Below are 12074 nucleotides of genomic sequence, written 5' to 3' on the forward strand. Positions count from 1 at the left end.
TCTTGGAAGGCTTAACCTTTCACAGTTCCCCGCGCCCCGGAATGGGTCCCGGCGCCCACCGTTTCGTCCTTTTCCGCCGGCTCGTCCGACTCCGCGGGCCCGTCCGCCGCATCGCCCCCGGCGACGCCGCGGACCAGTCGGCCCACCTCGGCGCGCAGCCGGACGAACTCGGGGTCGGACCGCGTGCCGATCTGGTCGCGGTCGGCGGGCAGCCCGACGGGCAGCTCGGCGCGGATCCGGCCCGGGTCGCGGGCGAGGACCACGACCCGGTCGCCGAGATAGACGCTCTCGTCGATGTCGTGGGTGACGAGGAGGATCGTCACGCCCTGGCTCCGGTGGACCTGGAGCACCAGGTCCTCCAGGTCCTCGCGGGTCTGGGCGTCGACCGAGCCGAACGGCTCGTCCATCAGCATCAGGGACGGCCGGTAGGCGAGGGCCCGCGCGATCGACACGCGCTGCTGCATGCCGCCCGACAGCTGCCACGGGAACTTGCCCGCCGCGTCCTTCAGGCCGACCGACTCCAGCGCCTCGGCCGCCCTGGCGCGCCGCTCGGACCTGCCGAGGCCGCGGCGGCGCAGCGGCAGCCCGACGTTGTCGCGCACGGTGAGCCACGGCATCAGCGAGCGGCTGTAGTCCTGGAACACCACGGCGAGGTCGTCTGGGACGCCGTCGATGGGGGTGCCGTTCAGCACGACCTTCCCCTCGCTCGGCGCCATCAGCCCGGCGATGCACCGCAGCATCGTGGACTTCCCGCACCCGGACGGCCCGACGATGGTGACGAGCTCGCCCTCGCCGATCGACAGGTCCATGCCCTGCAGGACGCGGTGCTCGCCGTAGGCGTGGCCGAGGCCGGAGACCTCCAGCATGCCGCTCACTTCGCCTCCGGGGTGTAGGCGGCGGAGTCGTCGGGCGCGACCCGCACGTCGATGACGAACGGGCCATCGTGGCCGAGCCCCTCGGCCATGGCGGCCTCCACGTCCGCGGCGCGGGTGACGGTCCTGCCTTCGCAGCCGAGGCTCCGGGCGAGCGCCACGAAGTCGATGCCGTGGATGTCGGTGCCCGGGACGGTCTCCAGCTCGATCCGTCGGCCGAGCGCCTTGACGGCGCCGTACCCGTGGTTGTTGAGCACCAGGACGGTCATCGGGACCCGGTGCTGCGCGGCCGTCCAGAGGCTCTGCACCGAGTACATGGTCGAGCCGTCGCCGATGACGCAGACGATGCGCTCACCCGAGCCGGCGACGGCCCGTCCGACCGCGACGGGCAGGCCCCAGCCGAGCGCGCCGCTGCCGGTGGTCAGGAAGCCCCCGGCCCGGGTGATGGGCATCCGCGCGTGGAACAGGTCCCGGTGGCTCGGGCACTCCTCGACGATGACGGCGTCCTCGGGCATCCGCTCGCGGAGCGTCTCGATGACCAGGGCCGGGTCGATCGGGTCGGTGGCCTGCGGCTTGGCGAGCCGCTCGCGCGGCTCGGGGCGCGGCCGGTCGGCCTTGGCGACGAGCTCCAGCAGCCCGGACACGCCCGCGTCGATCGTGGTGAGGACGCTGGTGCCGACCGGCGCCCACGCGGTCGTCGCCGGGTCGCAGTCGAAGTGGAACAGCCGCGCGCCCTCGGGAATGACCCGCCCCTCGGAGTGCACGTGGTAGGTGAAGATCGGCGCGCCCAGGGCGAGGATGACGTCGTGCCCCTCGAGCCGGGCCGAGAGCTGGTCGCGCACGGGCGGCAGGAAGCCGCGGAACAGCGCGTGGTCCTCGGGGAACCCGGAGCGGCCCGACAGCGGGCTGATCCACACCGGCGCGCCGGTCCGCTCGGCGAGCTCGACCACGCCGGGCAGCGCGCCCTCGTCCTCGACCCCGGCGCCCACGATGAGGACCGGGTTCGCGGCCTCGTCCAGCGCCGCGGCCACCTCCCGCAGCGCGGCGGGGGACGCGGTGAAGTCCGTGCGGACCTCGCGGTGCGGGACCGGCTCGGCGGGCCGGTCCCAGTCGTCCTCGGGCACCGACAGGAACACCGGGCCGCGCGGGTGCGTCATGGCCACCCGGTACGCCTCGGCGAGCGCGGCGGGCACGTCCTCGGCCCGCTCGGGCTGCCTGCTCCACTTGACGTACGGGCGGGGGAACTGGGCGGGCTCGTCGGCGCCGAGGAACGGGCGGGTCGGCAGCATCGCGCGGGACTGCTGGCCCGCGATGATGACGACCGGGACCCGGTCGCGGTAGGCGTTGAAGACCGCGCCGAGGGAGTGCCCGACGCCGCCCGCCGAGTGCAGGCTGACCAGGGTCGCGCCGCCGGTGCCGAGCGAGTGCCCGGCGGCCGCCGCGACCGCCACGGTCTCCTGCAGGGCCAGGACGTACCGGAAGTCGTCCGGGAAGTCGCGGAACATCCGCAACTCGGTCGATCCGGGGTTGCCGAAGACGGTGGTCATCCCCACGCTCCGGCAGAAGTCGAAGAAGGCTTCCCGGACGGTGAGCCGAGTAGTCATGCGTTGGCCTTTCGGGCCCCGCGGTGCCGGGCGAGGACGCGCCGCTCCACCACGAGGAGGATCGAGTTGAACAGGTAGCCGAGGACGCCGAGGAGCACGATCACCGACCACAGGGTGCCGAGGTCGGACTGGCTCTGGGCGTTGGTCAGCAGGAAGCCGAGCCCGTCGGAGGTGCCGGGCAGCAGCTCGGAGAACACCATGAGGATCAGCGACAGGGACAGCGCGAGCCGCAGCCCGGCGAAGATCTTCGGCAGCGCCGACGGCACGATGACGAACCGGATCCGGTCGAGCGCGGAGAGCCGGAACACCTGGGCCGTGTCCATCTGCACGGGGTCGACGCTGCGGGCGCCGTCCGCGGTGTTGAGCAGGATCGGCCAGATGGCGCTGAAGATGATCGACGCGACCTGCATCTGCGTGCCGAGGTCGAAGAGCACGATGAACACCGGCACCAGGGTCGGCGGCGGGATCACCCGGGCGAACTGCAGCAGCGGCTGCAGGTAGGCCAGCACCCGCTGGGAGCGGCCGAGCGCGATGCCGAGGACGACCCCGACCACGATCGACATCGCCAGCGCCAGGAACATCCGGCCGAGGCTGGGCGCGATGGAGTCGCCCGCCTCGGAGGTGAGGTACAGGTGGTCGGCCGGGCCGGACAGCCACAGCTCCCGCATCCGCCGGACGATCTCCGAGGGCGGGGGGAAGAAGGTGCTGTCGGCGGCCCGCGTCGCCGCCTCCCAGACCGCGACGAGCAGGACCAGCGGGAGCAGCCGGTGCAGCAGGCCGCCGGCGATGCGGGCGGCCGCGCCGCGGGTGCGGGCGCGGGGCGCGCCGATGGTCGCCGCGGTCACGATGCACCACTCCTCTGGGCCTTGTGCCAGCGGAACACGCGGTCCTCGCCCTGTCCCAGCACGGTGTCGATGATGAGGCCGAGGCAGCCGGCCCACACCGTCCCGGCGAGGACGTCGGTGGTCCCGTCCGGGACGTTGCCGGCCGTCGCGATGAACATGCCGAGACCGTCGCCGAAGCCGGAGAGGATCTCGGTGCCGACGGCCAGGATGAGCGCGATGGACGCGGCCAGCCGCACACCCGTCGCGATGAACGGGGCGGCGCTGGGCAGCGACACGCGCAGCAGCACCTGGAACCGGCTGAACCCGAAGCTGCGCAGCGTCTCCTTGGCCGTGGGGTCGACGTCGTCCAGCCCGTAGATCGTGTTGAACAGGATGGGCCAGCTGGACGCGTAGACGATCAGCGGCACCTCCATCTCCAGACCGGACCCGAGGACCAGCGCGGCGAGCGGGATGAGCGCCACCGACGGGATCGGGCGCAGGAACTCCACGATGGCGCGGACCCCGGTGTTCACCGCGGGGACGCTGCCGAGCAGCAGCCCGAGCGGGATCGCGACCGCGCAGGCGATCAGCAGGCCGAGCGCCCACGCGGTGAGGGTCACCCGGACGTTGAACAGGAACTCGGTGTCGCCCGCGAGCTCGAACGCGCGGGCGGTGATGCTGGAGGCGGGGGGCAGAAAGGAACGGTCCACAATCCCGGCGCGGCCCAGCAGCTCGCTCGCCAGGAACAGGACCGCCACCCCGGCGGCCCCCCGCGCCCAGACTCCTGGGCGCGAGAGGCCGCGGGGCGGCGTGGGCTCGTGTGCCATGAGCTGATCAGTGTCCCCGGGTCACGACGTCGGGTGGAAGAGGATCGTCTTGAGGTCCGGCTTCTGCGTGAGCAGGCCCGAGGTCTGCATCAGCTCGGCGACCCGCTGCATGCGGGTGGTGCTCAGCGAGGTGGGGTAGGCCGGCAGCGTGATGACCGAGGCCACCTGCGGGTCGATCTTGGCGTAGGAGGGCAGGACCTCCTCGACCTTCTTGCGGTCCTGGGAGGCCATCTTCTGCGCCTTGATGATCGCCCGCTGGAAGGCGGCGGCCGTCTTCGGGTACTTCTGCGAGAACTCCTGCGTGGTCACGTAGCCGCTGATGGGAAGGCCGGTCACCGGCTCGCTGCCGCCGTCCACGACGACCCGGGCGCCGAACTTCTTCTCACTGTCGGACAGGAACGGCTCGACGGTGTGAATGGCGTCGACGTCCCCCTTCTGCAGGGCGGGCGCCATCGCCGGGAACGGCACCTGGACGTACTGGACCTTCTTCGGGTCGACGTTGTTGGCCTTGAGAATGGCGTCCAGCGTCAGCGACTGGATGTTGTTCAGGATGTTGACCGCGACCTTCTTGCCCTCCAGGTCCTTGGCGGACTTGATCTTGGAGTCGGGCATGACGAGCACGTTCATCATGTTCGAGGTGAGCTGGGCCCCCTCGGCCAGGATGCTGAGCTTCAGCGCCCCCTTCTCGTTGGCCTGCATGAACGACACGTAGTTCGCCCCGGCGATGACGTCCACCTCGCCGGCCTTGAGGGCGGGCAGCGCCTTGATGCTCTGCTGGACCGGAACGATCTTGACGTCCAGGCCCTCTTCCTTGAACAGCTTCGCCTTCTGGGCGATGTGCAGGGCCGCGCCGTCCACCAGCGGCAGCGAGGCCACCTTGATGGAGTCCTTCTCCAAGCCCTTGCCGCCGCCGGAGGAGTCGTCTCCGCCGCAGCCCGTCATGAGCGAGGCGACCAGGGTGAGCGCGCTGACCAGCGCTGAAACACGTAGGGATTGCCGCATTGGGCACTCCTTAACTCGAAGGGGGAAGCTGCTTCGGCAGGGCATGGGCCGACCAAGGCATGCGAGCCAGGGGGACCGACTGTAGCCGCGACACCCGCCGTGCCCGAAGATCACGTGCGCCGGGAGCGTATCGCGGACCCCCCGGTCGAAGGCGATTCGGTCTGAATTGTGTGACTCTCTTGTGTCCTTGGGAGGCCCCCGGCCAATCGCCGGAAGCGTGCGCGGCCGTTCGCAAAATGCGCCCGGATAAAGGCTTCCCGCGGGGCTTGGTGACGATCCACGCCCAAGCCTATTCGCAGAGTGAGCGGACCGAGGTCCTGTGGCGCCGGAAGGCCCGCGTTCCGGGGCGCCCCGGCGAAGGCGAGCAGGTGGCGTCACTTTTCGCGGTCGAGTGATCACGAAGCGTCCCTGTGCGCAGCGTGACCCCGCATGCTCAGCGAATCGGACATATAGGCATAAAGTCATGATCGAGTCATTGGAAGATATCGACTCCCCTATGGTCCTTTGCGGCCTATCCGTGGATGTGCTGCAATGTCGTGCGCCGGAGGCGGAGACGATGTTGCATTAACCCTTCGCGGCGGCGACGTCACGGAGAGTGCGGCATTGTGAGGGAGAGGGTGTAAACGGCGGATGCAACCAAGCGACGAGGGTCGCGACCATCCTCGGCCTGGTGACGTCGAGGTGCGGTCGGACCATTCGAGACGGTCGGGCAGGCTGAGCCTGCGGAACTGGCGCGTGCCGCAGCGGCTCATCGTGCTGATCCTGGTCCCGACGGTCGCCGCCGTCGTGCTCTCCGGACTGCGCATCTCCGGCTCGGTCAGCGATGCGGAGACGTACGGGCGCGTCGAGCGGATGGCCGAGCTCGGGCAGGGGATCACCGAGTTCGTCCAGGAGTTCTCCGCGGAGCGGGACCTGGCGGTCGAGTACATCGCGGCCGGCCGGCCGGAGGTGCTCCTGCAGCCCCTGGAGGCGCAGCAGCGCAAGACCGACGCCCTGGTCGCCAGGGTGCGGGCGCTGACCGTCCCCATCGACGGCTCCTACGGCACCGAGGCGGTCCGCGACGCCACCACGGTCAAGAGCCGTGTCGACGGGGTCAAGGCGCTGCGCTCCCTGGTGGTCGGCACGAAGGTCCCCGCCTTCATCGTGCTGCAGAAGTACACCGAGTCCGCCCAGGAGCTGACCGGCGTCCTCGACGGCATCTCGCAGAACGTGGCCGACGACACGCTCGCGGAGTCCAGCCGTGCGCTGGGCGCCCTGGCCCGCGCCAAGGAGGCGGTCTCCCGGCAGCGGGCCCTGCTCCTCATCGCCGCGCGGGAACGGCGACTCGACTCCCAGGAGCTGAACGCTCTCACCGCCGCCCGCTCCCAGGAGGACAGCGAGCTCGCCGCCTTCCGCGGCTCGGCCTCCCTCGAGCAGATCCAGCGGTTCGAGGACACCGTCGTCGGCACCAAGATCGACCAGGCGCGGGACCTGCGGCAGCGGGTGATCCAGGCGACGACGGCGAGCGGCGGCCTGCTGCCCCTCCCGCTCGCCACCTCCGGGTCCGCCAAGCTCATCCGCGCCTCGCTCACCTCCATGATCGACCAGATGCGCGCGGTCGAGCGGTACCTGGGGGACCGGATCGAGGCGCAGAGCGAGCAGAGCGTCGCCGACGCGCGGACCGCCGCCGCCATCGACGCGGTCGTCGTCGCTGTCCTGCTGCTCATCGTCCTGCTGATCACGATCGTGATGGCCCGGTCGCTGGTGCGGCCGCTGCGCCGGCTGCAGTCGGGCGCGCTCGACGTGGCCAACGCGCGGCTGCCCGGCCTGGTCGACCGGCTGCGCGATCCCGAGGCCGCCGCCGGCGGCATCGAGGTCAAGCCGATCGAGATCGACTCCACCGACGAGATCGGCCAGGTCGCGCGGGCCTTCGACGAGGTCCACCGGGAGGCGGTCCGGCTGGCCGCCGACGAGGCCGTGCTGCGCGGCAACATCAACGCGATGTTCGTCAACCTCTCCCGCCGCAGCCAGTCCCTGATCGAGCGGCAGCTGCGCCTGATCGAGGAGCTGGAGCAGAGCGAGCGCGACGAGGAGCAGCTCGGCAACCTGTTCCGGCTGGACCACCTCGCCACCCGCATGCGTCGCAACAACGAGAACCTCCTCGTCCTCGGCGGCCAGGAGCAGGTGCGCCGGTGGAACCAGCCCGTCCCGCTGATCGACGTCGTCCGCGCGTCGCTGTCCGAGGTGGAGCAGTACGAGCGCGTCGCGCTGCGGGTTCAAGGCGACATGACGGTCGTCGGCCCGGTCGTCAACGACCTCGTCCACCTGCTGGCGGAGCTGGTCGAGAACGCCACCGTCTTCTCCTCCGACAACACCAGGGTGACGGTCTCCGGGCAGATGCTGAGCGGCGGCGGCTGCATGCTGCAGATCACCGACAACGGCGTCGGCATGTCGCCCGAGGAGCTGGAGCAGGCCAACTGGCGGCTGGCGAACCCGCCCGTCATCGACTTCTCCGCGGCCCGCCGCATGGGCCTGTTCGTGGTCGGCCGCCTGGCCGTCCGGCACGGGATCCGCGTCGAGCTGCGGGCCGCCCAGGGCGGCGGCCTCACCGCGTTCGTGGTGCTGCCGGACGCGGTGGTCACGCCGGGCGAGTCCGGCGGCATCGGCACCCGGCCCGGCCTCGCCCCGCGCGAGGCCGGCGCCCACGGCCAGCTCGCCGCGCTCACGACCGCCGGCGAGCCGCCCGCGGGCGCGTTCCGGCAGGACGACTACGGGCCCGCCCCCGCCATGGGGGGCGGCACCGGTCCGCAGCCCATGGCCGGCGGCACGGGCGCCCACCCCATGGTCGGCGGCACCGGTCCGCTGCGCGCGGTCCGGGGCGCCACCGGCCCGCAGCCGAGCGTCACCGAGACCGGGCCGATCCCGGCCCAGGGCTTGCACGACCCCTACACCACCGGCGCGCAGCCCGCGGTCCCGCCCGCGGAGCGGCCCCCGTCGCGGGACCGGCGGGTCCCGTCCGACGACCCCTACGTGACCGGCGAGCGGCAGGCGCCGCGCCGGCCGGGGGAGCTGCCGGTCCGCGAGCCGGGCACCCATCTGCAGGGCCGCCCGTCCGACGGCGGCTCCTCGAACGGCCTCTTCCAGCCGCGCAACGAGCGCTCGCAGGAGGTCGCGGACACCGGCGCCAACGGGGCCTACGGGCCGGGCGGGCGCACCGGGCCGCAGTCCGTCGTGCCGGAGGCGCAGCCGATGGTGCCAGAGCCCGGCGGCGCGCGGCAGATCCCGTGGGAGACCGGGCCGCTGGAGCAGGTCGGCCCGAACCCGGCGGGGGCCTCCGACCCCTACGCCGAGGACGTCCCGCCCATGTCCGCTCCGAACATGCCGGAGGGCCCCATCCCCGAACCACCACCCGTTCCCGAACCGGCCGTGCGGGCCGCGGCGGCCGCACAGCCGGAGCCGAAGGCCCCGCCGCGGCTGCCCGAGCGCTCGCCCATCTTCGACGCGATGCAGTCGGAGTGGTTCCAGCGCAGGTCGGGCGAAGCGGGCGGCGAGGATCCGTCCAAGGGCTGGGAGTCCCCGGCCGACGCGGGCTTCCGCGCGGCCGAGGCGGCCCGTGAACCGGTGGCGGCGAGCCGCACCAACGTCGGACTGCCCAAGCGGGTGCCCGGCAAGAACCGCATCCCCGGGGCCGTCGGCCGCGGGGCGCAGGACGCGCCCCAGGCGCCGGCGGGCCCGCCGCAGGGCGCCCGGCGGCCGCAGGGGCAGCCGGTCCTCGGGCAGCAGGCGCAGGGCCTGCCGCCCGAGATCCCGCAGGGGCAGCAGGCGCAGGGCCACGGCCAGTCGGCCGACGTTGTACGCAACCGCTTCGCGAGCCTGCAGCGCGGCGTCCACCGCGGACGCCACGAGGCTCGCGGCGCAGGCACGTCAGGTGAGGCGCCGTCACAGGGTGACGGCGAGACAGGAGGCACCCGGTGAGCGGGCAGGATCTCAACTGGTTGGTGACGAACTTCGCGGACCGTGTCCCGAAGGTCGCGCACGCCGTCGTGGTCTCCTCGGACGGACTGCCGATGGCGTACTCGGCGGGCTTCCCGCCCGAGCGGGCGGACCAGCTTTCGGCGATCGCCTCGGGACTGATGAGCCTGACGCAGGGCGCGGCGAAGATCTTCGACGCCGGCGGGGTGAGCCAGACCGTCGTGGAGATGGACCGCGGACTGCTGTTCGTCATGTCCATCACGAACGGGTCGGTGTTCGCGGTGCTCGCGGCCCCCGACTGCGATCTCGGGCTGGTGGCGTACGAGATGACGCTCCTGGTGGAGCGGGTGGGGCGGGTGCTGACGCCCGCCCTGCGCACCCAGGAGCAGCAGCAGCCCCCGTACTCGGGGCCTTCCGTGACCGAGATGGGCGCGGGGCCCGCCCGCTATTGACCGTGACTGACTCTGACGGAGGTCGGCGACATGGATCGAGGCAGTCCCTTCGGGGGCGGTCCCGGCGGCGGCGGCCGCTGGCCGGGTGACCAGGGGCGCGTCCCCGTGCAGGGCCGGCCCCCGGAGCGGGAGGAGAGCGAGGGCAGCTCTCTCGTGCGCCCGTACGCGGTCACCGGGGGGCGCACCAAGCCGCGCTACGACTTGGCCATCGAGGCGCTGGTCACCGCGGCGCCCTACCCGCCGCGGGACGTGGCCGTGCTGACCCCGGAGTACCGGGCGATCATGGACCTGTGCCGCTCGGCGCGCTCGGTCGCCGAGGTCTCCGCGCTGCTGCGCCTGCCGCTCGGGGTCGCGCGGGTCCTCGTCGCCGACATGGCCGTCGAGGGGCTGCTGCGCCTGCACCAGTCGCAGTCCCCCACCACCGCCGGCGGACAGCCGGACCTCCGCTTGCTAGAAAGGGTGCTCAGTGGCCTTCGGAAGCTCTGACCAGGTCCCGGGGCCGCACGGCGGGGAGGCCGAGCTGACCTCGGTCAAGATCGTCGTCGGTGGCGGCTTCGGCGTCGGCAAGACCACGTTCGTCGGCTCCGTCTCGGAGATCATGCCGCTCACCACCGAGGCGGTGATGACGGCGGCCAGCGCCGACGTGGACGACCTGTCGGCCGTCCCGGACAAGACGACCACCACGGTCGCGATGGACTTCGGCCGCGTGTCGCTGGACAGCGAGCTGATCCTCTACCTGTTCGGCACCCCGGGGCAGCACCGCTTCTGGTTCATGTGGGACGACCTGGTGCGCGGCGCGATCGGCGCCGTCGTCCTGGTCGACACCCGCCGGCTGGAGGACTGCTTCGCCGCGGTGGACTACTTCGAGGAGCTCGGCCTGCCGTTCGTGGTGGGCGTCAACGGGTTCCACGGCGAGTTCCAGTACGCCGTCGAGGACATCCGCGAGGCCCTGTCGATCAGCGCGCACGTGCCGATCGTGCAGTGCGACGCGCGCAGCCGCGAGTCCACCAAGCAGGTGCTGATCACGCTGGTCAAGCACGCGATGACGGTGCACGCCGCCGGAGCGCACGCCGCCGCGCCCGCACCGGGCGCGCCCGGCGGCCAGCTCGGCACCACGTCCCCGAGCTGGACCTGAGCCCGTCCTCCCGGTGATGCGGGCGCCGCGCGCGGGGGGCGCGGCGCGGTCCGGCCGCCGGGCTACGGTCGCGTAGGTCGTGTGCACGATGCATGATTGTTCGTCGTGATCGACCATGAATCCGCGTTGGGGGCTGCGATGAGCGAAGTGGAGCAGATCGGCAAGTACGTGGCCATCGGTGACAGCTTCACCGAGGGCATGAACGACCCCTATCCCGGCCAGGACGACGTCTTCCGCGGCTGGGCGGACCGGCTCGCCGAGCACATCGCCGTGCTGAACCCGGGCCTGCGCTACGCCAACCTCGCCGTCCGCGGCAAGCTCGTGCGCCAGATCGTGGACGACCAGGTGCCGATCGCCGTGGACCTCGCGCCCGACCTGGTGACGCTCTGCGCCGGCGGCAACGACATGATCCGTCCCGGCGCGGATCCCGACGCGGCCGCGGTCGTGTTCGACGACGCGGTCCGGCGGCTGCGCGGCACCGGGGCCCGCGTCGTGGTCTTCACCGGGTTCGATCCGCGCGGGCTGCGCTCCGGCGGCCGCATCCGGGGCAAGGCCGCCACCTACAACATGCACCTGCGCGCGATCGCCGACCACCGCGGCTGCTCGGTGGTGGACCTGTGGCCGCTGCGCGTCTTCCACGACCCGCGCGCCTGGTACGAGGACCGCCTGCACCTGTCGCCCGAGGGGCACCGGCGCATGGCGCTCTACGTGGCGGAGGCGATCGGCGTCCCGGTGGAGGGCGACTGGCGCGAGCCCTGGCCGCCCCTGGACCGCGCCGACTGGCTCACGATGAGGCGCGAGGACGTCCACTGGGCCCGGACCTACCTCCTGCCGTGGATCGGCCGCCGGGCCACGGGCCGCTCCTCGGGCGACGGCCGCGGCCCCAAGCGCCCCACCCCCCTGCCGCTCTAGGCGGGGCCCGCCGGCCCGGCCGCCGCCGGGCCGGTCGCCTCAGGCGGGGTCGGGCTCGGCCGCGAGGGCCTCCTGGAGGGTCCGCTTCACGGGGATGCGCCGGTGCAGCCCCGTGATCTCCAGGGCGCGGCGGACGATGGGCCGGGGGCCCGCGAGGACGAGGCTGCCGCCCGCCGCGGTGGCGGCCTTGTAACAGGTGACGATGACCGAGAGACCGCCCGAGTCCATGAACTCGAGGTCGGTGAGGTCCAGCACGAGGTGGTCGCCGTGCTCGCGGCGCGCCTCCTCCAGTCGGACGCGCAGCTCCTCGGAGCCGGCGACGTCGAGTTCTCCGCACAGCCTGAGGACGGCGCGTCCACCGTCTGACCGCGTGGTCACTTCCAAAGGTGACACGGGGGGTTCCCCTCTTGTGTGCTGCTTTGGCCGGACTTCGTCCGGCGAATAGTTTCCGTCCGACAACTATCGCGGACGCCGGGCCGCCTGCCAACCCGCCGC

General features: G+C 72.4%; 11 protein-coding genes. 5 read left to right on the forward strand and 6 right to left on the reverse strand.

Translation table 11 applies throughout. The annotated features are described in order from the left end of the window. Window positions 1-11: 11 nt before the first annotated feature. Genes K4S16_RS43655 through K4S16_RS43675 form a run of 5 tightly spaced genes read right to left on the reverse strand, consistent with a single transcriptional unit; the run spans window position 12 to window position 5129 of the window. Window positions 12-866 carry an ABC transporter ATP-binding protein gene (locus K4S16_RS43655; RefSeq protein ID WP_149265048.1) on the reverse strand — a complete coding sequence of 285 codons (855 nt, stop codon included), beginning with the start codon at window positions 864-866 and terminating at the stop codon, window positions 12-14. A gap of 5 nt (window positions 867-871) precedes the next feature. Further along, window positions 872-2476 (reverse strand): benzoylformate decarboxylase, encoded by a 1605-nt coding sequence (gene mdlC / locus K4S16_RS43660; RefSeq protein ID WP_149265013.1) that lies wholly within the window; start codon window positions 2474-2476, stop codon window positions 872-874. Then, the gene (locus K4S16_RS43665; protein WP_235037457.1) at window positions 2473-3321 is read right to left on the reverse strand and encodes an ABC transporter permease; all 849 of its coding nucleotides are present in this window, start codon (window positions 3319-3321) and stop codon (window positions 2473-2475) included. Before K4S16_RS43665 ends, mdlC begins: the two co-directional genes overlap by 4 nt. Next, entirely contained in the window at window positions 3318-4127 is an 810-nt protein-coding gene (locus tag K4S16_RS43670) for an ABC transporter permease (protein ID WP_149265014.1), read from the reverse strand. The genes K4S16_RS43665 and K4S16_RS43670 overlap by 4 nt, the downstream gene beginning before the upstream one ends. Before the next feature lie 21 nt (window positions 4128-4148). Then, window positions 4149-5129 carry an ABC transporter substrate-binding protein gene (locus tag K4S16_RS43675; RefSeq protein WP_149265015.1) on the reverse strand — a complete coding sequence of 327 codons (981 nt, stop codon included), beginning with the start codon at window positions 5127-5129 and terminating at the stop codon, window positions 4149-4151. Between the two features lie 735 nt (window positions 5130-5864). On the opposite strand from K4S16_RS43675, the gene K4S16_RS43680 reads away from it, so the two are divergent. From K4S16_RS43680 to K4S16_RS43700, 5 genes are all read left to right on the forward strand, one after another. Beyond that, window positions 5865-9083 carry a nitrate- and nitrite sensing domain-containing protein gene (locus tag K4S16_RS43680; RefSeq protein ID WP_200842474.1) on the forward strand — a complete coding sequence of 1073 codons (3219 nt, stop codon included), beginning with the start codon at window positions 5865-5867 and terminating at the stop codon, window positions 9081-9083. Continuing rightward, complete coding sequence (locus K4S16_RS43685; protein ID WP_149265016.1) at window positions 9080-9532, forward strand: roadblock/LC7 domain-containing protein; 453 nt, start codon at window positions 9080-9082, stop codon at window positions 9530-9532. Before K4S16_RS43680 ends, K4S16_RS43685 begins: the two co-directional genes overlap by 4 nt. A 30-nt stretch (window positions 9533-9562) precedes the next feature. After that, entirely contained in the window at window positions 9563-10018 is a 456-nt protein-coding gene (locus tag K4S16_RS43690; RefSeq protein ID WP_149265017.1) for a DUF742 domain-containing protein, read from the forward strand. A 34-nt stretch (window positions 10019-10052) separates the two neighbouring features. Continuing rightward, window positions 10053-10667: an ATP/GTP-binding protein gene (locus tag K4S16_RS43695; protein WP_149265051.1), complete on the forward strand. Its 615-nt coding sequence runs from the start codon at window positions 10053-10055 to the stop codon at window positions 10665-10667. 138 nt (window positions 10668-10805) lie between these two features. Beyond that, a complete protein-coding gene (locus K4S16_RS43700; RefSeq protein ID WP_149265018.1) occupies window positions 10806-11579 on the forward strand; it encodes an SGNH/GDSL hydrolase family protein in 774 nt (257 codons plus the stop codon). A gap of 39 nt (window positions 11580-11618) precedes the next feature. Here K4S16_RS43700 and K4S16_RS43705 read toward each other — a convergent pair whose 3' ends face one another. Next, window positions 11619-11957 carry an STAS domain-containing protein gene (locus K4S16_RS43705; RefSeq protein WP_160161241.1) on the reverse strand — a complete coding sequence of 113 codons (339 nt, stop codon included), beginning with the start codon at window positions 11955-11957 and terminating at the stop codon, window positions 11619-11621. Between the last annotated feature and the right edge of the window lie 117 nt (window positions 11958-12074).

Source organism: Actinomadura sp. K4S16, assembly GCF_008327685.1.
Classification (GTDB): Bacteria; Actinomycetota; Actinomycetes; order Streptosporangiales; family Streptosporangiaceae; genus Spirillospora.